This is a genomic window from Streptomyces angustmyceticus, assembly GCF_019933235.1.
GTDB lineage: Bacteria > Actinomycetota > Actinomycetes > Streptomycetales > Streptomycetaceae > Streptomyces > Streptomyces angustmyceticus.
Genome location: NZ_CP082945.1, coordinates 1274360 through 1296465, shown reverse-complemented (window position 1 = coordinate 1296465; position 22106 = coordinate 1274360). Strand labels below are relative to the sequence as shown.

18 protein-coding genes and 2 pseudogenes are annotated in these 22106 nt (G+C 72.6%); 8 read left to right on the top strand and 12 right to left on the bottom strand.

Going from position 1 to position 22106, the window contains the following annotated elements:
- Positions 1 to 120: 120 nt before the first annotated feature.
- The 4 genes from K7396_RS06150 to K7396_RS06135 all read right to left on the bottom strand — a co-directional run bounded on the left by K7396_RS06150 (position 121) and on the right by K7396_RS06135 (position 4677).
- A complete protein-coding gene (locus K7396_RS06150) occupies positions 121 to 1344 on the bottom strand; it encodes a metallophosphoesterase (RefSeq protein ID WP_086715102.1) in 1224 nt (407 codons plus the stop codon).
- Between the two features lie 232 nt (positions 1345 to 1576).
- Positions 1577 to 2086 (bottom strand): DUF1990 family protein, encoded by a 510-nt coding sequence (locus K7396_RS06145; protein WP_152104346.1) that lies wholly within the window; start codon positions 2084 to 2086, stop codon positions 1577 to 1579.
- A gap of 162 nt (positions 2087 to 2248) precedes the next feature.
- The gene (locus K7396_RS06140) at positions 2249 to 3025 is read right to left on the bottom strand and encodes a crotonase/enoyl-CoA hydratase family protein (protein WP_152104347.1); all 777 of its coding nucleotides are present in this window, start codon (positions 3023 to 3025) and stop codon (positions 2249 to 2251) included.
- Complete coding sequence (locus tag K7396_RS06135; RefSeq protein WP_086715822.1) at positions 3025 to 4677, bottom strand: acyl-CoA dehydrogenase family protein; 1653 nt, start codon at positions 4675 to 4677, stop codon at positions 3025 to 3027. Before K7396_RS06135 ends, K7396_RS06140 begins: the two co-directional genes overlap by 1 nt.
- Before the next feature lie 78 nt (positions 4678 to 4755).
- Between K7396_RS06135 and K7396_RS06130 the strand changes: the two genes are divergently transcribed.
- Complete coding sequence (locus tag K7396_RS06130; RefSeq protein ID WP_086715820.1) at positions 4756 to 5553, top strand: PaaX family transcriptional regulator C-terminal domain-containing protein; 798 nt, start codon at positions 4756 to 4758, stop codon at positions 5551 to 5553.
- 139 nt (positions 5554 to 5692) lie between these two features.
- Here the strand turns inward: K7396_RS06130 and K7396_RS06125 are convergent, their stop codons facing one another.
- Both K7396_RS06125 and K7396_RS06120 read right to left on the bottom strand, forming a co-directional pair.
- A complete protein-coding gene (locus tag K7396_RS06125; RefSeq protein WP_086715818.1) occupies positions 5693 to 7126 on the bottom strand; it encodes an amino acid permease in 1434 nt (477 codons plus the stop codon).
- A 91-nt stretch (positions 7127 to 7217) separates the two neighbouring features.
- Entirely contained in the window at positions 7218 to 8414 is a 1197-nt protein-coding gene (locus K7396_RS06120; protein WP_086715816.1) for a lactonase family protein, read from the bottom strand.
- A gap of 303 nt (positions 8415 to 8717) precedes the next feature.
- Between K7396_RS06120 and K7396_RS06115 the strand changes: the two genes are divergently transcribed.
- Positions 8718 to 9806 carry a tetratricopeptide repeat protein gene (locus K7396_RS06115; protein ID WP_086715814.1) on the top strand — a complete coding sequence of 363 codons (1089 nt, stop codon included), beginning with the start codon at positions 8718 to 8720 and terminating at the stop codon, positions 9804 to 9806.
- On the opposite strand, the gene K7396_RS06110 is transcribed toward K7396_RS06115, so the two are convergent.
- The gene (locus K7396_RS06110; protein ID WP_086715812.1) at positions 9700 to 11124 is read right to left on the bottom strand and encodes a lipase maturation factor family protein; all 1425 of its coding nucleotides are present in this window, start codon (positions 11122 to 11124) and stop codon (positions 9700 to 9702) included. The two genes, K7396_RS06115 and K7396_RS06110, sit on opposite strands and share 107 nt — an antisense overlap.
- 392 nt (positions 11125 to 11516) lie before the next feature.
- Here K7396_RS06110 and K7396_RS06105 point away from each other — a divergent pair, with 392 nt between their 5' ends.
- Positions 11517 to 11687 carry a hypothetical protein gene (locus tag K7396_RS06105; protein ID WP_158101079.1) on the top strand — a complete coding sequence of 57 codons (171 nt, stop codon included), beginning with the start codon at positions 11517 to 11519 and terminating at the stop codon, positions 11685 to 11687.
- 53 nt (positions 11688 to 11740) lie between these two features.
- On the opposite strand, the pseudogene K7396_RS06100 reads toward K7396_RS06105, so the two are convergent.
- Positions 11741 to 11956, bottom strand: a pseudogene (locus tag K7396_RS06100) (TIGR03086 family metal-binding protein); the annotation flags it as partial.
- 150 nt (positions 11957 to 12106) lie between these two features.
- A complete protein-coding gene (locus K7396_RS06095; protein WP_086717814.1) occupies positions 12107 to 13936 on the bottom strand; it encodes an alpha-L-fucosidase in 1830 nt (609 codons plus the stop codon).
- A 308-nt stretch (positions 13937 to 14244) separates the two neighbouring features.
- Between K7396_RS06095 and K7396_RS06090 the strand changes: the two genes are divergently transcribed.
- Positions 14245 to 15807: an AMP-binding protein gene (locus tag K7396_RS06090; RefSeq protein ID WP_086717812.1), complete on the top strand. Its 1563-nt coding sequence runs from the start codon at positions 14245 to 14247 to the stop codon at positions 15805 to 15807.
- 48 nt (positions 15808 to 15855) lie between these two features.
- On the opposite strand, the gene K7396_RS06085 is transcribed toward K7396_RS06090, so the two are convergent.
- Complete coding sequence (locus K7396_RS06085; protein ID WP_086717810.1) at positions 15856 to 16785, bottom strand: LysR family transcriptional regulator; 930 nt, start codon at positions 16783 to 16785, stop codon at positions 15856 to 15858.
- Between the two features lie 115 nt (positions 16786 to 16900).
- Here K7396_RS06085 and K7396_RS06080 point away from each other — a divergent pair, with 115 nt between their 5' ends.
- Positions 16901 to 17428 (top strand): sugar O-acetyltransferase, encoded by a 528-nt coding sequence (locus tag K7396_RS06080; protein WP_086717818.1) that lies wholly within the window; start codon positions 16901 to 16903, stop codon positions 17426 to 17428.
- A 146-nt stretch (positions 17429 to 17574) separates the two neighbouring features.
- Here K7396_RS06080 and K7396_RS06075 read toward each other — a convergent pair whose 3' ends face one another.
- Positions 17575 to 17844, bottom strand: a complete 270-nt coding sequence (locus tag K7396_RS06075; protein WP_086717808.1) for a hypothetical protein — start codon at positions 17842 to 17844, stop codon at positions 17575 to 17577.
- A gap of 19 nt (positions 17845 to 17863) precedes the next feature.
- Complete coding sequence (locus K7396_RS06070; protein ID WP_086717806.1) at positions 17864 to 18148, bottom strand: hypothetical protein; 285 nt, start codon at positions 18146 to 18148, stop codon at positions 17864 to 17866.
- Positions 18149 to 18291: 143 nt separating this feature from the next.
- Here K7396_RS06070 and K7396_RS06065 point away from each other — a divergent pair.
- The 3 genes and pseudogenes from K7396_RS06065 to K7396_RS06055 all read left to right on the top strand — a co-directional run bounded on the left by K7396_RS06065 (position 18292) and on the right by K7396_RS06055 (position 22080).
- Positions 18292 to 18640, top strand: a pseudogene (locus K7396_RS06065) (DUF1330 domain-containing protein).
- Between the two features lie 211 nt (positions 18641 to 18851).
- Complete coding sequence (locus K7396_RS06060; protein WP_086717804.1) at positions 18852 to 20930, top strand: restriction endonuclease; 2079 nt, start codon at positions 18852 to 18854, stop codon at positions 20928 to 20930.
- A 79-nt stretch (positions 20931 to 21009) separates the two neighbouring features.
- Entirely contained in the window at positions 21010 to 22080 is a 1071-nt protein-coding gene (locus tag K7396_RS06055; RefSeq protein WP_086717803.1) for a protein kinase family protein, read from the top strand.
- The last annotated feature ends 26 nt before the right edge of the window (positions 22081 to 22106 follow it).

Sequence of the window (22106 nt, the reverse complement as noted above, 5' to 3'; positions counted from 1 at the left end):
CCCCGGAGCCGATCCGCGTCCGCCCTTCGAGCCCCCGGTAACTCCCCGGTCGGGCAGGACCCTTGACGGGATGCGTTCACGATCCGCGCCCCCGGGCCCGACCGCCGGGCGGCCCCGCCGTCAGGCGTGCGCCGGTGCCGCCCCCGCGACCGGCCGGGTCTGACGGGCCCGGTGCCGCAGGGTGGCCTTCCGGGTGGCCACATCGACGGTGTAGGCGTCGATGGTCAGGCGCGCGCCGGACACCTTCAGCACCATGAACCCGTGGTCGGAGAAGTTCTGCCAGGCCGCCGGGTGACCGAAGTGGGCCACCCCGTCCTCCGTCTTGGCCGACGCGCCGCACACCACCTGCCGGGTGCCGCCCGTACGGGCCGTCGGCTCCAGGATCTGCAGCGTGTGGTCGTGACCGGACAGGATCAGATCGGCCCGCCCGCACACCACCTTCTCGTACATGTCCTTCAGATGGACGCCGCTGGTGTAGTTCCCGATCTCGAAGCCGTCGTAGGAACCGGCACTGCCGTGCTTGCCGTTGTTGAGGTACGGGTGGTGCCCGATCACCACCTTCCAGCGGGCCCGCGAGGCGCGCAGCGCGCCCTCCAGCCAGCTGCGCTGCTCGCGCATGTACGGCCCGTCCCACCGGTAGTGCGGATCAAGCTGGGCGACGTACGACGACCAGGGGATGGTGTCGATCGCGAAGAACTCCACCAGCGGGTCGGCGGCCGGCAGCGGCACGCTGTAGTAGCGGTCCGGCATGTACCAGCGCCGCGACGTGGCGGCGTAGGCGACCTCCCGGTCACCGCGCGACGGATCGCCGCCGCTGCCGGGGATCAGGCCCGAGCAGTCGTGGTTGCCCAGCACCATCAGCCACGGCACGTCGATGCCGCTGTTGGGCTTCTCGAACTTGTCCTGGAACTCCGAGTCGTCGTCGGACTCCGGGCCGTTCTCGTAGATGTTGTCGCCGAGCCCCACGGCGAGGCCGATGCCCTCGGCCTCGCAGAGGTCCCGCGCGGCGGCCGCCACCGCGTACTGCGCCTCGTCGCCGGTCCCCGCGTCGCCGGTGACCAGCACGGCGAACTCGCCCTTGCCGTTGGGGTGTTCGGGGAACGGGAAGGCCCCCGGGCCCTGGCGGCGGGGCGCGGCCGACGCGGGCGACTGGCCCGGCGAGGGCAGCAGGGTGAGCGCCGCGCCGGCCATGGCGCCGCCCAGCAGCGTCCGCCGGTTCACCCACTGCGGCACGCGCCCCGTCGTACGCGGCGGCGGCCCCCCGGCCGTCGCCGCCGATCCGGTCCGCAGCCACTCCTGCTCGGTCATGTCCGCCTGCGGCGGGATCAGTTCGTCTTCACACATGCCTGGATTTCTTTCACGGTCGGCAGAGGTGATGGTGACGAAATGATGAAGCCGGGGTGGACGTATGGCGATCGCGCGGCACACCTCTACGCGCCGGTAACAAAGCGTGTTCCAGGGGGCATCAGGCGGTGAGCGGATCGCCGGACCGGGAGGTGACGGCGGGTCGGACGAGCCCGCGCCGCTGATCGTGCCCGTCAGGTGATCGGGCCGCTTCCGGGGCCGCCCGCCGCCGTCACCGGGGGTTCGCGAGGCGGCGGAGCGTGCGGCCGAGATGGCGGACGTACTGGCGCTGGAAGACGGGGACCAGCGGGCCGGCCAGGCGGGTGAGCGCACGGGCGGGGCGGCTGAAGGCGGTCACGGTGAACCACACCGAGCCGTCACCGCGCAGCTCGGCGACGAACGCCTCCTCGCCGCACTCGGGATGGCCCTCCCGGGCCCCGTAGCCGAAGCCGACGCGGTCCGCCTCGTCCACGGTCCACACCACGGTGCACGGCGCCCGCAGTCGCAGCGGGCCGAGGCCCAGCGAGACCTCGACGTCCACGCCCGGGGCGGCCCGCGGCGCGCCGGCCCGGATGCGGGTGCCGGCCGCGCGGTGCATCCGGAAGGTGCTGATCGCCTCGCCGGCCGCGGCCAGCACCGCCCGGCCGTGGCCGAGCGGCAGCTCCTCGTGGAGGTGGTGGTAGCCGGCCGGCAGCGGGGCGTGCCGAGTGCCGCCCCGCTCGGGGTAGTTCAGGTCGCTCATGGGGTGCGCTCCTCGGGGCGGACAGGGCGGACGGGGCGGACGGGGCGGACGGGGCGGGCGGGGCGGGCGTCGGTGTCCGGAGAACCGTAAGCGATCGCCTCCGCCCGCGGACGCGGCCCGCCCGCCCCACGGAACCGCCGGCGTCCCGGAGGGTGACGGCCCCTAAGGGGCGTCCGGGCCACCGTCCGGCGCTCCGTGCCGTCCCGCTCCCGCGGCGAACCGGGCCGCGCCCTCCCTCGACTCGGCCAGCACTCCCTGGCCGTGCCGGAGCTCCGCGGCAAGCGCCGACCGCTCGTCCCTGCCCTCCTGGTCCAGCAGGGAGGCGCGGTCGCTGCGCAGGCACGCCTGCGGGAAGCGGGCGATCTCCGCCGCCAGCCGCTCGGCCTCCGCACGAGCCGTCCCGGCCGGCACCACACGGTGCACGAGGCCGATGTCCAGCGCCTCGGCGGCCGGGACCGGACGCCCCGTCAGTACCAGGTCCATGGCCCGGCTCGCGCCGATCAGCCGCGGCAGCCGGACCGTACCGCCGTCGATCAGCGGCACCCCCCAGCGCCGGCAGAACACCCCGAAGACGGCGTCCTCCTCCGCCACCCGGAGGTCGCACCACAGCGCCAGCTCCAGACCGCCGGCCACCGCATGGCCGGCGACCGCCGCGATCACCGGCTTGCCGAGCCGCATCCGGGTCGGCCCCATCGGCCCGTCCCCGTCCGGCGCCACCCGGTTGCCGCGCTCGGTGCCGATCGCCTTCAGGTCGGCGCCGGAGCAGAACGTCCCGCCCTCGCCCCACAGCACCGCGACCCTGGCACCGTCGTCGGCGTCGAACTCCCGGAAGGCATCGGCGAGTTGGTCGGCCGTCGCGCCGTCCACCGCGTTGCGCGACGCCGGCCGGGACAGCACCACCGTCGTCACCGGCCCGGCGCGCTCCACCCGTACGGACATCAGGCCCCGCTCCCGGCCGCCGGGCGGCTGCGCTCCAGGATCGCGGCCAGGTCCGCGCCGGCCGGCAGGGTGCCGAAGGCGTTGCCCCACTCGCCGTCGAGCCGCGAGGCGCAGAACGCGTCGGCGACCGCCGGGTGGCTGTAGCGCACCAGCAGCGACCCCTGCAGCACCAGCGCCAGCCGCTCCGCCAGCGACCGCGCCATCAGCTGCGCCCGCTCCGGATCGCCGAGCCCGCCGAGCATCTTGCGGACCCCGGCCACCGCCGCGTCCAGCCGGCGGTCGGCGCCCGCCGCGGTCTCCACCTCCGCGAGGAACGCCTCCAGCGCGGTGGGCTCCTTGCCCAGCGCCCGCAGCACATCGAGCGCGGCGACGTTCCCCGAGCCCTCCCAGATCGACAGCAGCGGCGCCTCCCGGTAGAGCCGCGGCATGCCGGAGTCCTCGACGTAGCCGTTGCCGCCCAGGCACTCCAGCGCCTCCGCCGCGTGGGTGCTGCCCCGCTTGCACACCCAGTACTTCCCGGCCGCCAGCGCCAGCCGCCGCAGCGCCGTCTCCCCGGCGTCCCCGGCCTGCGACCGGTCCACGGCGCTCGCCAGCCGCATCCCCAGCAGCGTCGCCGCCTCCGACTCGACCGCCAGGTCGGCGAGCACCGAGCGCATCAGCGGCTGCCGGTCCAGCTCCCGCCCGAAGGCGTGCCGGTGCGCGGTGTGGTGCAGCGCCTGCCGCAGCCCCGCCCGCATCCCGGCCGCCGACCCCAGCACACAGTCCAGCCGGGTCATGTTCACCATCTCGACGATGGTCCGCACCCCGCGGCCCGGCTCGCCGACCGGCCAGGCCACCGCCTCGTCGTACTCGATCTCGGAGGAAGCGTTGGAGCGGTTGCCCAGCTTGTCCTTGAGCCGCATCAGCCGCATGCCGTTGAGGGTGCCGTCCGGCAGCACCCGCGGCACCAGGAAGCAGCCGAGCCCCTCCGAGGTCTGCGCCAGCGCCAGGAAGACGTCGCTCATCGGCGCCGAGGTGAACCACTTGTGGCCGGTGAGGCGGTAGCTGCCGTCGCCGGCCGGCACCGCGCGGGTGGTGTTGGCCCGTACGTCGGAGCCGCCCTGCTTCTCCGTCATCGACATGCCCGCGATCAGGCCCGACTTGGTGAGCGGCGCCCGGAGTCCGAAGTCGTAGGCGCGGGCCGTGAGCAACGGCTCGTACCGCGCGGCGAGTTCCGGTGCGGCGCGCAGCGCGGGGACGGCGGCGTACGTCATCGAGATCGGGCAGCCGTGCCCCGCCTCGGCCTGCGACCAGACGTAGAACTTCGCGGCGCGCACCAGATGCGCCCCGGGGCGGTCGTCGGCCCAGGGCGCGGCGTGCAGACCGTGCTCCACCGCGACGGTCATCAGCTGGTGCCAGGCCGGGTGGAAGGCGACCTCGTCGACGCGGTGCCCGAACCGGTCGTGGGTGTGCAGCCGGGGCGGCTGCTCCTCCGCCCAGCGCGCCTGGTCCTGCACCGCGGCGGAACCGGCCAGCGCGCCCAGCTCCGTCACTTCCCCGGTGCCCCACCCGGCGCCGTCCCGGACCAGCGCCTCCAGCAGGGCCGGCTCGTCCGCCGCGCTGAACCCGGTCAGCGGCGGGGCCTGATTCACGACTTCATGGGTGACGGTCATACCTCGACGTTACAGAAACAGAACAGCTGTGGAAAGACTGTAATGCCCATGCCCGGCTGACTAGAATTTCGTGCACATATGAACGACGACGACACCGGCACTCCCGGCCGCACCGGGGCCGCCGCCCTCGCGCTGCGGCCGCTCACCGCACGCTCGATCGTGCTGAGCACCCTCCTCGGCCATCACCCGCCGCGGCTGCCCGCGCGCGCCCTGGTACGGGTCGGCGAGCTGTTCGGCATCGCCGAGGGCACTGTCCGGGTCGCGCTCTCCCGCATGGTGGCCGCCGGCGATCTGCACCAGGCCGACGGCTCGTACGCCCTCACCACCCGCCTCCTGGCGCGCCAGGCCCGGCAGGACGAGAGCCGCGCCCCGCGGACCCGGCCCTGGAGCGGGGACTGGGAGATCGCCGTGGTCGCCACGGCGGAGGGCAGGCCCCCCGCCGAGCGCACCGCACTGCGCCAGGCCATGGCCGAACTGCGGCTGGCCGAACTCCGTGAGGGCAGCTGGCTGCGCCCCGCCAACCTCGACCGGCCCCGGCCCGCCGTCGTCACCGAGCAGTGCACCTGGCTCACCGGCACCCCGGACGGCGACCCGGCCGCGCTCGCCGCCCGGCTGTGGGACCTGGCCGCCTGGGCGCGCCGTGCCGACGCCCTGACCGGCGCACTCGACCGCGCCGCCACCCCCTCCGACCGTTTCACCATCGCGGCGGCCGCACTCCGCCATCTCCTCGCCGACCCGCTGCTGCCCGCCGCGCTGCTGCCCGGCGACTGGCCCGGGGACCGACTGCGCCGGAAATACGCGGAGTTCGAGACCGAGCTGCGCACGCTGCTGCGGCAGTACCTGGCCGACGGGGAGACCGGCCGGCCGGGCGGGTGAGCTGCTCGGGTCGTCCGGCGTGGAGTCGTCGGGACCGAGCCGTCAGGCCGCCGCGCACGGGCCGTCGGGCTGCCGGACGCAGAGTCGCCGCCCCCCGGCTGCCGAGCCGTCAGCCCCCCGACACCGAGCCCTCAGACCGTCACGCCCCCGCCCCGTCCGGCGTCCGCGGCGCGGCGGCCGGACCCTTCCGGCGCCGCACCTCGTACCCGGCCAGCACCACGGCCACCGTCAGCAGGCTCAGCCAGAACTGCGCGCGGCTGTCCGGCAGGAACGCCATCGCCCCGATCACCGACGCCATCAGCGCCACCGTCACCCAGCTCAGCCACGGGAACAGCCACATCCTCAGCGTCAGCCGCTCCGGCTCGGTGCGCTCCAGCTTCCGCCGCATCCGCACCTGCGCGACGGCGATCGCCAGATAGACGAACAGGGCGATCGCACCATAGGAGTTGATCAGGAACTCGAAGACGACGTCGGGCGAGATCCAGGCCGCGACGACCGACAGGTAGCCGACCGAGGTCCCGGCCAGCAGCGCCCGGCGCGGCACCCCGCTCGCGCTGACCGCGGTGAAGCCGCGGGGCGCGTCCCCGTGCCGGGTGAGCGCGAACAGCATCCGGGAGGACGTGTAGAGCGCGGAGTTCAGGCAGGAGAGCACGGCGATCAGCACCAGGGCGTTCATGACCGTGCCGGCCGCGGGCACCGCGAGCCGGTCCAGCACCGCCGCGTACGGACTCACCTCGATCGCCCTCGACGTCCACGGCACCACCGCGACGACGAGGAAGACCGACAGCACGTAGAAGGCCACCACCCGCAGCACGATCGAACGGATCGCGTCCGCCACCGCCCGCTCCGGCTCGGCCGACTCGGCGGCCGCGATGGTCACGATCTCCGCGCCGGTGAAGAACCCGATGCAGGGCACGACGGCCGCCAGCACCGCGCCGACGCCCTCGGGCGCGAACCCGCCGTGCGCGGTCAGATTGCCCAGCCCGCCGGGGGAGTGCGGCCACAGGCCCAGCACGAACAGGGCGCCGAGGAAGAGGAACACCACGATCGCCAGGACCTTGACGGTCGAGAACCAGTACTCGAACTCGCCGTAGGAGCGGGCCGAGACCAGGTTGGTCGCGGTCAGCAAGGTCATCAGCACCAGGCTGACCGCCCACAACGGGGCGCCGGGCAGCCACAGCTGGACGATCCGGCCGCCGGCCACCGCCTCGACGGCGACCACGATCACGAAGAAGTACCAGTACAGCCAGCCGACCGTGAACCCCGCCCGGAGCCCCAGGGTCTCGCGGACGTGGGCGTAGAAGGAGCCCAGCGCCGGGCGGGCGACCGTCATCTCGGCCAGCATCCGCATGATCAGTACGGTCAGCACGCCGGCCGCCAGGAAGGACAGCACGGCGGCCGGCCCCGTGGACCGGATGACCACCCCGCTGCCGACGAACAGCCCGGCCCCGATGACCCCGCCCAGCGCGATCAACTGCATATGGCGGCGTTGCAGCCCCTGCCGCAGACCGGCCGGCCCGGTCGCCGCCCCGGTCCGTGTCGTGCCGTCGTCCCGTACCGTTCCCGTGCTCATGGCAGGCGACGCTAACCGGCCAACCATGCAGCCGTGTTGCGGCAGTGTGTCGGCGTCCGCGGCGCGCGCCACGGCGGGCCGGGCCCCGTGCTCAGAGCGGCAGGACACACACCGGGACCGGCGCCGCGAACGGCTCGCCCGCGCGCCGGAGCGCCCCGGTGCGGGCGTCCACCGCGAACACCGTCACCGACCCCGACTTCTGGTTCGCCGCGAACAGCCGGCGCTGGTCCGGCGAGAAGGCGATCTGCCGCGGGAAGTCCCCGCCCACCGGCACGGTGTCCAGCAGCCGCAGCCGCGCCCCGGACGCCTCCACGGCGTAGCGGGTGAGGCTGTTGTGACCACGATTGGCGAGGTAGGCGAAGCGGCCGCCGCGGGTGACCAGGAACTGTGCCGGATAGCTGGTGCCGGGGCCGGTCCCGGTGGACTGCGGAGCGCCGGGCGTCAGCCGCCCGCTGTGCCGGTCGTAGCGGCAGACCACGACCGTGTTGTCGACCTCGTTCGCCAGATAGGCGAAGGCGCCCGACGGGTGGAACGTCAGATGCCGGGGACCGGCCCCGGGCCGCAGCGCCGCGTACGACACCTCGGTGAGCGTGCCGGCCGACTCGTCCAGCCGGTAGGTGTAGACGGTGTCGTTGCCCAGGTCGACGGCCAGCACATGGCGGCCGTCCGGGGCGGTGACGATCTGGTGGGCGTGCGGGCCGTCCTGGCCGGGTCCGGGCGGCGGGTGGGAGTGGGTGACCAGGTCCGTGCGCTCGCCCAGGGCACCGGTGGCGCGGTCGACCGGATGCACGGCCACGCTGCCGGAGAGGTAGTTGGCGCTCAGCAGCCAGCGGCCCCCGGGGTGCACCGACAGATGGCAGGGACCGGCGCCGCCCGTGGAGCGGGTGCCCAGCGCCCTGGGCGGCCCGTCCGGCGACAGCGCCAGCGCGGTCACCGTGCCCTGCTGCTGCTCGTCGACCGCGTAGAGGGTGCGGCCGGACGGCGCCACCGCCAGATAGGAGGGGTCGGCGACGCCCGCCACGGTGCCGGTGGCGGTGATCCGGCCGGTCATGGTGTCGTACGTCCCGAAGCCGACGCCGGTGCCGCCGCCCGGGGCCGAGGTGTACGTCCCCAGGAAGAGCGGCCGGTCGCGGGGCGGGCGGTGCTCAGGGGCGGGCCGGCCGGCGGGTGCGGGGTCCCCGGTCAGCTGCCCCGCCCCGCCCGCCGCGGCCAGCCCCGCCGCGACGCCGAGGAAGCGTCTGCGGCCGATCCACGGCCCGGTCGGCGGTCCGGTACGTGCTGCGCTCATCCCTCACCTCGGTGTTCGGCGATCGGTGGTCCGTGACCGGGAGGTCGTGCCAGCAGGGTGGCTCTTCGCGCGCCTCCCGGCAAGTGAGGCACCCGCCCGGCGCGAGGTGCCGCACAGGGGCGGACCCTGACGAACGCCTCGGGGTAACCCTGACGATCCCGTACATCCCCGTGATGACCATGGCCCCTCGCGTAGCACTCCAGTCGTAGAGCACAACCCATACGCGGGCGGATTCGCCGTACCCCCCGTGGCTCGTAGTTTGTTGATCAAGGAACCGAGATGACCGAGAGGCCACGGATATCTATGTACGGCAAGGCATTCGCCCCGGAATATCAGGGTGAGTTGGGCACGGCACTGGGCGTGAACTCCTCGTACGAGGAGGTGCTGGCGACGGCGAGCCGGGCGCACGCCGAGGCCGGCACACCCCTGGAGCGGTCCCGGGCCGCGCTCGCGGTCGCCGAGGCCAACCGGCGGCTCGGCCGGGTGACGCAGGCGGGCGACGCCTGGCGGGAGAGCTACCGCAGCGGCCGCAGCGCCGGAGACCGGGGCGCCATGGCCTGGGCGCTGTGGAGCGGCGGCACCCTGGCCCGCCAGTGCGGTTCCCTGCCGCTCGCCCGCCGGCTGCTCGCCCACGCCGTGACCCTCGCCGACGGCAGCGGCGACCGCCTCGCCCACGGCTACTCCCTCGCCGGCCTCGCCGAGACCGGCCGCATCCAGGGCGACTACGAAGCGGTCGCCGAACTCCACGAGCAGCTGCTCGCCCAGGGCCGGGCGCACGGCGAGGCCCGGCACATGGTCTGGGCGATGTCCGGCATAGCCCAGATGCACCGCAACACCGGCGGCTACGACAAGGCCCTGGAGCTGTTCGAGGAATCCGCCCGCATCGCCGAGGAGGCCGACGACTTCCGCGGGCGCGCCTGGTCGCTGCGCGGCGTCGCCGACGTCCTGTCCGTACAGGGCGAGACGGAGCGGGCGCTCGCCCTGCTGTCCGAGGCGGAGGCCATCTGCCGCACCATGGACCTGGCCAGCGCGCTCGCCTACAACCACAAGATGCGCGCCAACGTCTTCTACCGCGCGGGCCGTTACGAGTCGGCGCGCGAGATGTACACCCTCGCGCTGGGGGAGTTCCGCGAGATGCAGGAGCCCCGCGGGGAGGCGCTCTCCCGGCTCGGCCTGGCCAAGTCCCGCTCCCGCCTCGGCCGCGACCGGGACGAGACGCTGGCCGAACTCGACTCGCTGGAAGCCGACTTCACCCGCATCGGGCTGCGCCACGCCCGCGACATGGTCATCGCCTTCCGCGCAGAGCTGACCGCGCCACCGGCGCCAGAAACTCCCGCTCCTCGGTGCGATGCCACCACGCCCGGGTCTCCCGCAATTCCCGCCAGGTCGTGAAGCGATAACGGAACACCCGCGCCCTGATCCGGGCCGGCGGCAGATCGGGAAACGGATTGCGGTGCAACAGCCGCAGCGTGTCCCGGTCGTTCTCCAGCAGCCGCACGACGAACGGCACGAACCACGAGCGCGCATAGGCCGGTGACAGCGCGGCGAACCACATCAGCCAGTCCAGCCGGAGGTGATACGGCGCGTATTGCCGGGGCAGCCGCCGGACATCGCCCGGCTTGCCACGGAATTCGTAGGGCAGCCAGGTGGTTTCCGGCCCGGTCACCGCGTCCGCGGTCCCCTCCACGACGATCTCCCGGCGCACCCGCGTAATACTCCCGAACGCGCCGTAGGAATTGACCAGATGCAGTGACTCGTAGGACGTGTTCATCATCTGCTGCCGGGTCAGCAGATTGCGCGCGGGGCGGTAGCTGAGGACGAGGACCCCGGCCGTGGCGGCGAGGGCCAGGACCGCGAACCACACCGGGGGCGCGGGCAGCGGCGCGGCCGGTCCGCCCCACAGCGGGGCCGCGGCCGACAGGGCGAGCGCGATGGTCACCCAGTTCAGCCAGGCGAAGTTGCCGGACAGCACCAGCCACAGCTGGGTGACGACCATGGCCACCGCGGCCCACCCGGCGATCGGCTGCGGGGTGAACAGCAGCACGGGCACGGCGAGTTGGGCGACGTGGTTGGCGGCCACCTCGACCCGGTGGAGGGGCCCGGGAAGATGGTGGAAGAACCAGCTCAGCGGGCCCGGCATCGGCTGGGTCTCGTGGTGGTAGTACAGGCAGGTCAGGTCCCGCCAGCAGTGGTCGCCGCGCATCTTGATCAGCCCGGCCCCGAACTCCACCCGGAACAGCAGCCAGCGCAGCAGCCACATGACCGGCACCGGGGGAGCGATCGCGGCGTTCCCGAGGAACACCGCGAGGGTGCCCGCCTCCAGCAGCAGCGACTCCCAGCCGAAGCTGTACCAGGTCTGTCCGACGTTCACGACGGACAGGTACATCGCCCACAGCACGGCCCACAGCACCATCGCCGCCCACAGCGGCACGGCGTCCGCGGCCCCCGCCGCGACCGCCGCGGCCAGCACCGCCCCGCTCCACGACCAGAGGGCGAAGAAGCGGTCCGAGAACCGCCAGTGGAAGACCGAGGGCGCCGCCCGGAACGGCACCCGCGCCACGAACTCGGGCACCGGCAGCATGCCGCGCGCGCCGATGAGCGCCCGGAACTGCCGGGCCGCCGCGACGAACGCGACCAGGTAGAGGACGGCCAGCACGCGCTGGAAGACCAGCCGCCCCAGCCAGTAACCGGAATCCGAGAACCATGCCACCCGCCCATGGGTAGCACTGCCGTCGCGCACCCCGCACCACGGCACGCGGCGACCCGGGGCGGATCGGCCGCTCACTCTTCAAGCCTAGGGACCGGGCCGGATGCAGCAACCCGAGGGCCATTGGAGTGAGTGATGTGCGTCACACATCCACCCCGAATTCCCCGTCGCTGAGCGGGGCCGTATCCGCACCTTCCGATGACGTGTCATCGCGGCGTCAAAACGCCGAGCGCGCGGAGTGCGGCGTCGTTACTCTGAGGGGCGACGGACGACCTTTCTGGGAGACGCCAACACCATTGGCCCGTCGCGGGAACGCCACAAACCTTGGCCGACCTCCCGGTTTGTGAACAAGGCGCCACCGCGTCGGACCAATACCTCTGAAGAAGGAGTGCGTGGTGGCATTGCACAAGGCTCAACACAAGCAGCCCCGTTTGAAGCAGGGCGAGCGGCCCGGACGGATCAAGGAAGTCCGCAATCTGGAAATCTGGGACCGCTGCGCCCCGGTGCGCCTCGCCGGCTGCGATGACGATCCCGCCGAGCCGTATATCTTCCGCGGCATCGACTGAATCACCGGTCACTCGGGCACCGGCCCTGACCCATGGGCTCTTTCCTTTCCGGGTCAGGGCCGACGCCCGAGCAGGCACAGCAGCCGCGTGAGGTCGTCGGCGTCCGCCGGCGGCTCCACCGCGGGAGCGAACAGGCCCGTGCCGCCGAGCCCGGCGGCGTACGGCTCCACCTCGCGCAGCGCCGCCCGCGCCAGATGCTCCGGCAGCCGCTCCTCGGCGCCGATCGCACGGGACAGGTCCCAGGCGTGCACCACGGCATCGGCCGTCAATAGGAGCGGGCACGGACAACGGCGCTCCGGCGCACGCCCGGTGCCCCGGGAGGGCCGCCCCCATCCCCGCGTTGACCCGAACGGCCCAACCGGGGGCGGGAAACGTGCCGCCGTCCTGCCCGCCCGCCGGCCGGTGCGCCGCGGCCCTGGTCACTCGGCGTAGAGCTGCTGCCTCGGCACGATCTGCTGGGACTGGCTCGGGCTGGACCAGAGCAGCTTCAGATGCGCCTCGCCGGTCCGCTCCGTGTAGTCGATCCGGATGCTGTGCCGGTGTCCGGCCCGTAGGGTGACGGTCCCCTTGTCGACCGTGGGGCCGTGCGGGGTGGCGTTGTCGATCAACGGCTTGCCGTCGATCCACAGCCGCACGGTGTCGTCGGAGACGGTGGTGAAGGTGTACGTCTCGTCGAAGCGCGGCTGGACGGTGCCGGTCCAGCGGGTGCTGAAGTGGTCGGCGGGGATCGACGGGTGCGGTGATCCGTCGAAGCGGTAGACCTTGTTCACCGTCGGATCGACGGCCGTCACCGCGGGCGGCCCGCTGAAGGAGTCGTTCGCCCAGCTCCGGGCCGTCAGCCCGGTGCCGGTGCCGGCGGGGGCCGCGGCGGGCGGCTCGATGGTGAGCTTGATGACGCCGGCGAGCGGATCGGGGGCGCCGCCGGACGGGGTGAGGTCGAAGCCGTCACCGGCGCGGGCGGCCTTCACCTGCTGGGAGCTGCCCAGCACCCGGGCCGCGGTGATCTCGAACCGGCCCTTGGCGGTGAGGTGCAGGGGCGTGCCGGCGGCCGGCCAGGAGGTGACCGCGGCGTACAGCGCGTCGCCCCGCCGGGAGACCGTCCCCCAGGACGGGGCCGCCACCAGCCCCGTGTACCCGGCCCCGTGGACCGCGTCGCCCTGGCCGTGCGCGGCCAGCCACCCGCCGGTCTCCCGCAGCCGGTCGACGGACGCCTGCGGGATGCGCCCGTACTTGTCGGGGCCCACGTTGAGCAGGTAGTTGCCGCCGCGGCTCGCCACCTGGAGCAGGTTGCGCACCACCGTCGCCGCCGGCTTCCAGTTCGTGTCGTACCGGGCGAAGCCCCAGTGGTCGTTGAGCGTCATACAGCTCTCCCACAGCTGCCCGTCGACCGGCTCCGCCGGGATCTCCTGCTCCGGCGTGCCGAAGTCGCCATCGACCACGTCGCGCTTGCCGACCCGGTTGTTGACGATCAGGCGGGGGTCGAGGCCGTGCAGATACGCCTGGAGGTCGGCGCCGTCCCGGCGGGACCAGCGGTTGGCGGGGTTGTCCGTGTCCCACTCCCCGTCGAACCACAACAGCGCCGGGTCGTAGTGCTCGACGAGCTCCTTGAGCTGCGCGTACATCCGCTTCTTGTAGCGCGGGAAGGTCGCCGGGCCGGCGAAGTCCGGGTCGTGCCAGTCCCAGATCGAGTAGTAGAAGCCGAGCTTGATCCCGGCGGCGTCGGCGGCCTTCTTCAGCTCGGCGAGGATGTCGCGGTGCGGGTCGAAGGAGGAGTGGTCGCGCAGGTTCCAGGTGTTCTGCCGGGTCGGCCACATCGCATAGCCGTCGTGGTGCTTGGCCGTGATGACGAGATAGCGCTGGCCGGCGTCCTTGGCGGCCCGGACGATCGCCTCGGCGTCGAAGGCGGACGGGTTGAAGGCGGCGGCCTGCTTCTCGTACTCCTCGTCCGGGATCCGGCACTCGCGCTTGATCCACTCCGCGTTGCGGCACACCGTGCCGTCGGGCCGGGTGTACTCGCCCTCCAGGTTCGAGTACGCGCCGAAGTGGATGAACATCCCGAACCGGCCCTGACGCCACCACGAGGTGCGCGGCGAGGTGAACGGATCGTCGATGGCGTGGTTGGTTCCGGGTCCCGCGGCGGGCCGCGGCGGGGGCTTCGCGGCGGCCACGGGGCCACCGGCGGCCAGCAGCAGGGTGCCCAGCACCCCCACGAGTCCCAGCAGCCGGAACGGTCTGGTGCGGCTGTGCATCGCTCGCTCCTCGGGTCAGTTGGTCACGTACGTGCCTCCTGTGCCATCCCGCATGGTGCAGCGCCGCCTCCGGGACCGGAAGACCCAGGACGCGACAAACATCGGAGCATCCGGCGGAAACCAGGCGGAAGTTGAGGGCGGAGGAGGTCGAGGAGACGGAAAACCTCGGACCTCAGCGCGGCCTCGGGAGCGGCCGGGGGCCGCGCCACCACCTATGGCCGGAGATCGCTGACCCCGCGTCAGCACTCTGGCGTCCCACCGCACTTGCCGCTTGAATGAGCCCTCCGGTCGCACTCACTGGAGGCACCATGGAAGCCGTCGTCCCGCCCGCCGCCGGCGCCCCGGCCATCCGCTGCGCGGGTCATGAACGCGACTATCCGTCCTTCCTCGACCGTGCGGCGCGGATCGCCACCGGACTGCGTGCGGCCGGCGTCGAGCCCGGCGACCGGATCGCGGTCGTGATGCGCAACGAGCCCGCCCACTTGGAGATCACCGCCGGGGCCGCCCTGCTGGGCGCCTCGGCGGTCCCCGTCAACTGGCACTTCCGGCACGACGACCTGCGGCATGTGCTCACCGACAGCGGCAGCAAGGTCGTCTTCGCGCACAGCGACCTGCTGGACGCGGTGACCGCCGTGCTCCCGGACGGCGTACGGATCGTCGAGGCCGCCGTCCCCGCCGGTGTCGCAGCCGCCTGCGGGATCGGCGCACCGCCCGTCACCGGAAAGCACCCGCTGCTGGACCCGTGGCTGGAGGACCACGCCCCGCTGGATGAGCCCGCCGGGGACCGGCCCCCCACCGTCATCTACAGCTCGGGCACCACCGGGCTGCCCAAGGGGGTGCTGCGCGAACCCGTCACCCCCGAGCAACTCGACGAAGGCGTACGGCTGTTCCTGGAGCGCTTCGCCGTCGCCCCCGGCGGACGCACCCTCATCCCCGCCCCGCTCTACCACGCCTCTCCCAGCCAGCACGCCGTCCTCGCCCTCGCGGCCGGCCTGGACATCACCCTCATGCCGCGCTTCGACGCCGAGGAGTTCCTGCGGCTGATCGCCCTGCACCGCATCGAGCAGGTGCAGGTCGTGCCCACGATGTTCGTCCGGCTGCTGCGCCTGCCCAAGGACGTGCGCGAACGCTACGACCTGTCCTCGCTGACCTCCGTCGTGCACGCCGCGGCGCCCTGCCCGCCGCACGTCAAACACGCCATGATCGACTGGCTGGGCCCGGTGCTGCGCGAGTACTACGGCGGCAGCGAGACGGGCGCCGTGACCTGGTGCGACAGCGCGGAGTGGCTGGCCCACCCCGGCACCGTCGGACGCGCCACCGACACCTGCGACGTCGCGGTCCTCGGCCCCGACAAGCAGCCGCTGCCGGCCGGCGCCACCGGCGACATCTACCTGAAGCCGGGCGACGGCTGGCCCCGGTTCACCTACCTCGGCGACCCCGACCGGCGCGCCGCCATGGAAGCCCCCGGCCTGCCCGGATACGTCACCATAGGGGACATCGGCCACCTCGACACCGACGGCTACCTCTACCTCAGCGACCGCCGGAACGACATGGTCATCTCCGGCGGCGTCAACATCTACCCCGCGGAGATCGAAGGCTGCCTGCTCGCCCTCGACGGCGTCCGCGACGTGGCGGTCTTCGGCATCCCCGACGAGGAGTTCGGCGAGGTCCTCGCCGCCCACCTCCAAACCGAACCCGGCGTACTCCTCAGCGCCGAGCAGGTCCGCACCCACGTCGCCGAACACCTCGCCGGCTACAAGACCCCCCGCGCCGTCGTCTTCGAAGAACTCCTCCCCCGCGACGAGTCGGGAAAGCTCTTCAAGCGGCAACTACGGGATCCGTATTGGGTGGGGAGGGAGGGGGTGATCTGAGGGGTGGTGTTTTGCTGCCAGGGCGTTTCCGTTGATTCGGGCGTCTGGTCAGCGGTCTGCCCAGTCCGGCGTCCACACGTCGTGCGGTGTTCGCGGGCCTGTGGTGCGCAGATGGTCGCGTAGCGCGGTCAGCACGGGGTGCTGGTCTCCGCTGCGGAACAGCAGTACGTGCGGGTAGACCGGGGTCGGGTCGTGCAATGGGATGCGCCGTAGGTCGTGGGTCTGGGGCCACAGGTACCGGTCCCCGCCGCCGACGAGGGTGGCCAGCGAGGCCGAGTCGGCCAGCGCGTCCATCAGGGCCTCGTCACCGAAGTTGGGGCCGAGCGCGTCGATGCTCAGGCCGAAGGCCTCGGACAGCGCCTGGTAGAACGCCGCCCACTCGGTGCCCGGCCTGATCCCGGGGATCCAGATGCGGTGGCCGGCCAGGTCCGCAGGACTGACCCCGGGCGCGTCAGCCAGCGGGTGGCCGGGGCCGACCAGGAGCTCCAGGGGTGCGTCCAGGAGCCGTTCGGCGCTGATCCCGGCCGGGGCCTGGTCTGCCGGCAGGGCGCGGAAGGACGCGTCGACGGTCCCTTCGAGCACCGCCTGGGCGGCCTGGGCGGCGTTCTCCTTGCTCAGCGTGACCGCGTCCAGGTCCGTCTCGGGGTGGGAGCGGTAGAACCGGTAGACGGCCTGGGCCGGGGAGATGCGCCGATTGAGGACATCGACGCGCAAGGGACGGCTGCCGGGGCGCACGGCCTGCTCGGCCTGCTCGATGGCCGCCAGGACCTTCTTGGCGTGCGGCAGGAAGACCTGCCCGTCCAGGCTCAGTCGGGACCCTCGGGAGGTCCGCACCAGGAGCGTGACCTCGATGTGCCTCTCCAGGGCCGCGATCCGCTTGGAGACAGCCTGCTGGCTGATCCCCAGCTCGTCGGCCGCAGCCTGGAACTGGCCGGTCTCAGCGACGGCCACGAACGTCCGCAGTGCTTCAACATCCACACTTCCAACCTTACTTGCACAACTATTGGTTGTGTCTGGTGTGGTGCAGGGTTGTTTGATCGGGTGTTCGGCGTGGTGGTGGGATCAGCACATGTCAATCCGCACAGAGCAGGTCATGTATGTCCAGACGCCTGAGTTCGCGTGTCATGCGGAGCGGATCGTGGAGGTGACCGATGCGACGTCTCGACTGAACGCGCTTCCGTTCAGCGACAGTGAAGGTCGTGCGGCACTACTTTCTGTTGTGTTCGGTGGTCCGCTGCCGGAGTCGGTGACGATCTACCCGCCGTTCTTTACCGAGTTCGGGCTGAACACGACGTTCGGGGAGAACGTCTTCGTCAACCAGGGATGCACCTTCATGGACAAGGGAGGCATCCGTATCGGCAACGGCGTCATGATCGCCCCGAAGGTCAGCCTCATCACGGGAGGCCATCCACTGCCCCTGGCCGAGCGCCGCGAGTACCTCGCCTTCGCGCCGATCCTCATCGAGGACGACGTCTGGATCGGGACGGCTGCCGTGATCACACAGGGGGTGACCATCGGTGCCGGTGCGGTGGTCGCCGCCGGCGCGGTGGTCACTCGTGATGTTCCTGCCGGCACCGTGGTCGCGGGAGTGCCCGCCCGGGTGATCAAGACGATCGACTGAGCCAGGCCGGACTACCGGCCCAGGTGCACAGCGCGCATTCCTTGGCGAGACCTCCCAGTCAGCTCGGGCCCACGCCAACAGGCGTGTCTCGCCCGTCACTCGGTGCTCCGGCCTGAGTTCCGTGGCGCTTCCCGGCTGCTCATCGGTCACCACCAGCCGCCGCGGCTGCGCCAGATCGGGGTGTGCCGCCCCGTTGCCTTCCGGTGAACCAGCACCCCGACGATGTAGAACGGCTTGAGGACCCACCAACTCGCCCATGCCTCGAAGACGAGGCACCACCACAGCAGGAGGAGCGGCGCGGTGACGCAGCCGGCTCCGCCGCTGCTGCTGCGCCTGCGCTGCCGTCCGCCGGTCAGCGGAATGCTGCCGCCGATGGAGAACGGGCCGGGAAACGGGATGCGCCAGCGCAGCCGCATGGGAACGGTCCTTTCGTGGCTACTTGCCGATGTGGATCTTCTTGCTGTCGAGCAGAGCGGTGTGCGTCGTCGCGACCAGCATCAGAAGAACGAGCAGTAGGCCGGTCCAGTTCTTCGGGTCGTTCCCGGACATGGCGGTGGAGAAGGCGAAGACGCCGACCTCGCCCACCACGTAGACGCCCGCCGGCCACGGCTTGATGACGCCCTTCGCGGCGGCCACGACGAACGGCACCGCGGCGAACAGGCTGAAACTGACCAGTGGCACGAGCGTCCAGACCACTTGGGCGGGGGTCGAGCCGAACATGCGCGGCCTTCCCGGGCCCCGCTCAGCGGCGGCTTACCCCGGAGGTAATCGACCCGTACCGCCCCGCCTGGAAACGTGGACATGGACGTGAACGACGACGGGCCAGCCAGTGCCCAGTCACCCCCGCCGAAAGGGCAGCCCCCATGACCGCATACGCCATCGCGCACCTTCGGCCCTCCGCCCCTCATCCGGAGGTTGTTGAGTACATGGAGAAGATCCAGTCGACTCTGGAGCCGTTCGGTGGGCGGTTTCTGGTGCATGGGGCCGAGGTGGAGGTTGTTGAGGGGAGTTGGCCCGGGTTTGTTGTCGTCATCGGGTTTCCCGACATGGCGCGGGCTCGGGGGTGGTACGGCTCGTCGGGCGTATGCGGAGATTTTGCCGTTGCGTACGCGGCACATCGAGGGGGATGTGGTGCTGGTGCCCGGGGTGCCGGACGGGTACGACCCGGCCGGGACGGCGGCGAAGGTGCGGGAGGCGGCGGCAGCCGGATGACGTGCCGGGGGCGGTGTGGCCGCGGCGGTCCGGGCGGGCTCGTGGCCGGTCCGTGGCGGCGGTCGGCGGCTGCCCGTACGAAGGGGGCGGAAACTTCGTACCGGACTGACCGGGGTCCTCTTCCCCCGCTAGAGTTTCACCAACAGCGCAGGTGAAACCGCTTTAACAGGGTTTGGGGGGCAGCCGCCCCGGGGGGAGGACACTGAGCGACATGAGCCGCCGTTCTCACGGATTAATGGCCGTCTGGGCCGAGGCGCAGCGTCAGCAGCAGCGCCAGCAGGAAGCCCAGCGCCGCGCGCGAGCACAGCAGCAGCGCGATCAGGAACGGCAGGCACGGGACGCCGAGCGCGCCATGGCGCGGATGCACCGTGAGCGGCAGGCCGCCTACCGGCAGCAGCGCGAGGCCGACGCACGGCGGCGGACCGAGGAGCTGGACGCCCGGGTCGCCGCGCTGACCGGCCTGCTCGCCGACGGCTGCCGCGCCCCCGCGTTCTCCGCCGCCGCGCTGCTGCGCTCGGAGCGGATAGCGGAGTTCGCGCCGGGAGCGCTCGCCACCCCGGTGCCGATGCCCGACCCGGCGCGCTACCACGCGCCGACGGGCGGCTGGCACCTCGGCGCCCGCCGCGACCGGGCCCAGGAAGAGGCCCGCGCACGCTACGAACAGGACTGGTTCACCGCGCAGGCCGCGGAGAGCCGGCGGCAGGCCCAACTCGACGCCTACCGGCAGCAGTACGACCAGTGGGCGGCCGGTGCCCTCGCCGAGATCCGCCGGCACAACTCCGGAATCGAGGAGCTGCTCTCCGGGCTGCGCGCCGGTGACGCGGACGCGGCCGTCGAGTACTTCTCCGCCGCGCTGTACTCCTCCACCGCCTGGCCGGAGGGCTTCCCCCGGCAGATCGCGGCCGCCTACGACCCGACGGCCCGCCAGCTCGTCCTGGACTGGGAGCTCCCGGGCTACGACATCGTTCCGGAGACCAAGTCCGTCCGCTACATGCCCGGCGCCGACCAGGAGAAGGAGACCGCCCGGCCGGCCGCGCAGCGCCGGGCGCTCTACCGCGACGTGCTGGCCCAGAGCATGCTGCTGGTGCTGCGCGACCTCTTCGCCGCCGACGGCCACGGCACCCTCGACTCGGTGGCGCTGAACGGCTTCGTCGACGACGTGGACCCGGCGACGGGCCGTCCGGCCCAGGTGTACCTCGCGACCGTCATGGCGCCGCGCAGCGCCTTCGACTCCTTCCGCCTCGAACAGGTCGGCGCGGTGGAGTGCCTGACCGAAGGGCTGCGCGGGCAGCTCGCCGCGCGCCCCGACCAGCGCACCGCCGTACGCCCGGAGCGCCTTCCGGGCGACGCCGGCGGCGGGGTCGTCTCGCACGGTACGGAGAGCGAACCCGATCTGTACGAGATGGACCCGATCGCCTTCGAGAACCTCATCGCCGAGCTGTTCCGGGCCATGGGCATGCAGGCCGTGACCACGCAGCGGTCCGGCGACGGCGGCGTCGACGTCGACGCGCTGGACCCGGACCCGATCCGCGGCGGCAAGATCATCGTGCAGGTCAAGCGCTACCGGAACACCGTCCCGCCGACCGCGGTCCGCGACCTCTACGGCACCGTCCAGTCCGAAGGCGCCAACAAGGGCGTGCTGGTGACCACCTCCCGGTTCGGCCCCGGCGCCCACACCTTCGCCAATGGCAAGCCACTCAGCCTCATCGCCGGCCCCGAACTCGTCGACCTGCTCGGCCGCTACGGGCTGCGCGGACGGCTCGGCGGGGACGCCCCGGCCGGCGCCGCCGCCACGGAGGAGACGCCGGACCACAACATCCTCGGCATGAACTGGTCCGGGGAGGTCTCCCTCGACGTCTGTGCCCTGGTGTGCAAGGGGACGAGCGTGCTCAGCGACGATCACTTCGTCTTCTACAACAACCCGCGCAGCCCGGACGGCGCGGTCCGGATGCTGCCCGGCTTCGCCCCCGACCGGGCCGCGATGCAGGTCCGGTTCGAGTCACTGCCGCCGGCCGCCGACCGGCTGGTCCTGGTCGCGGCCATCGACCCCCAGGCCGACCCCGACGCCGACCTCTCCGGCTTCACCGACGCCCGGATCCGCCTGCTGGACGCCTCGGGGGAGGAGCTGGGCTGTCTGGAGGTCTCGGACGGACGTCGTGGCGAAACCGCCCTGGTCCTCGGGTCGTTCCGCCAACGGCCGGGTGGCGACTGGGACTTCGTACTCGGCGGGAAGGGGTTCCCCGGGGGTCTGGAAGCGCTGGTGCAGGAGTACGGCATCGAGGTCGCCTAGGCGGCACCGGAGGGCTTCCCTCCGATGGGCCGGGGAAGTGACGGTGCCGCAAGGAAACCCAACGCGGCTGGAGGCGAGAGTGGCAGGTCACGACAGGTCCCGTCCCGTACGGCTGGCCGAACACAGCGCCGTCTCCACCACCCTGGCGCTGCACAGCGATCGCGGGCTGCGCGAACTCGTGGACACGTCCGTGCCGCTCGGCGCCGGCTTCGGCGGGAAGCCGTCGCTGCTGGACGTCGCCGGCACTCCGGTCTTCGTGAAGCAGGTGCCGCTCACCGACCTGGAGCGGCAGCCGGAGCACCTCCGCTCCACGGCGAACGTCTTCGGGCTGCCGGCCTTCTGCCAGTACGGCGTCGGCGGGCCGGGCTTCGGGGCCTGGCGGGAGCTGGCCGTGCACCTCATGGCGACGAACTGGGTGCTCGCGGGGGAGTGCGAGGGCTTCCCGCTGCTGCACCATTGGCGGGTGCTGCCGGACACGGCGACGCCGCTTCCGGAGGAACTGGCGGACGTGGACCGGGCCGTCGCCTACTGGGGCGGCGGCCCGGAGGTGCGCCGCCGGATCGAGGAGCTGCGGGGGGCCTCGGCGAGCATCGCGCTGTTCCTGGAGTACGTCCCGCAGAACCTGCACGACTGGCTGGGCGCGCGGCTCGGCGCCGGTGACGAGGCGGCCGACCGGGCGTGCGCCATGGTGGAGCGGGAGCTGCGCGCCGGTGTGTCGTTCATGAACGCGCGCGGGCTCCTGCACTTCGACGCCCACTTCGAGAACATCCTGACCGACGGCCGGCGCCTCTTCTTCACGGACTACGGCCTCGCGGTCTCCTCCCGCTTCGCGCTGTCGCGGGACGAGGCCGGCTTCTTCGAGCGGCACCGGACCTACGACCGTTGCTACACCGTCACGCACCTGGTGAACCGGCTGGTCACCCAGCTCTACGGGTACGGCAGGGACGAGCGCGACGCGTGGGTGCGCGCCTGCGCCGCGGGGGAGCGTCCCTCGGGGATTCCGCAGCGGGCCGCGGAACTCATCGCCCGGCACGCGCCGCTCGCCGCGGTGATGGCGCGTTTCTTCCGCCAGGTGCAGAGGGAGAGCCGGGCGACCCCGTATCCGCTGGAGGAGATCCGCCGGGTGGCCGGCGGGGCGTACGGCCCTTGAGTCGGCGGGCGTACGGCCACTGGGCC

Bases quoted from the DNA above. Each gene is read 5' to 3' on its own strand.
- K7396_RS06125 (WP_086715818.1), bottom strand. From the start codon at position 7,126: ATGAGCACGGGAACGGTACGGGACGACGGCACGACACGGACCGGGGCG.
- K7396_RS06145 (WP_152104346.1), bottom strand. From the start codon at position 2,086: ATGAGCGACCTGAACTACCCCGAGCGGGGCGGCACTCGGCACGCCCCG.
- K7396_RS06095 (WP_086717814.1), bottom strand. From the start codon at position 13,936: ATGCACAGCCGCACCAGACCGTTCCGGCTGCTGGGACTCGTGGGGGTG.
- K7396_RS06090 (WP_086717812.1), top strand. From the start codon at position 14,245: ATGGAAGCCGTCGTCCCGCCCGCCGCCGGCGCCCCGGCCATCCGCTGC.
- K7396_RS06080 (WP_086717818.1), top strand. From the start codon at position 16,901: ATGTATGTCCAGACGCCTGAGTTCGCGTGTCATGCGGAGCGGATCGTG.
- K7396_RS06135 (WP_086715822.1), bottom strand. From the start codon at position 4,677: ATGACCGTCACCCATGAAGTCGTGAATCAGGCCCCGCCGCTGACCGGG.
- K7396_RS06140 (WP_152104347.1), bottom strand. From the start codon at position 3,025: ATGTCCGTACGGGTGGAGCGCGCCGGGCCGGTGACGACGGTGGTGCTG.
- K7396_RS06115 (WP_086715814.1), top strand. From the start codon at position 8,718: ATGTACGGCAAGGCATTCGCCCCGGAATATCAGGGTGAGTTGGGCACG.
- K7396_RS06070 (WP_086717806.1), bottom strand. From the start codon at position 18,148: ATGTTCGGCTCGACCCCCGCCCAAGTGGTCTGGACGCTCGTGCCACTG.
- K7396_RS06060 (WP_086717804.1), top strand. From the start codon at position 18,852: ATGAGCCGCCGTTCTCACGGATTAATGGCCGTCTGGGCCGAGGCGCAG.
- K7396_RS06150 (WP_086715102.1), bottom strand. From the start codon at position 1,344: ATGTGTGAAGACGAACTGATCCCGCCGCAGGCGGACATGACCGAGCAG.
- K7396_RS06075 (WP_086717808.1), bottom strand. From the start codon at position 17,844: ATGCGGCTGCGCTGGCGCATCCCGTTTCCCGGCCCGTTCTCCATCGGC.
- K7396_RS06120 (WP_086715816.1), bottom strand. From the start codon at position 8,414: ATGAGCGCAGCACGTACCGGACCGCCGACCGGGCCGTGGATCGGCCGC.
- K7396_RS06130 (WP_086715820.1), top strand. From the start codon at position 4,756: ATGAACGACGACGACACCGGCACTCCCGGCCGCACCGGGGCCGCCGCC.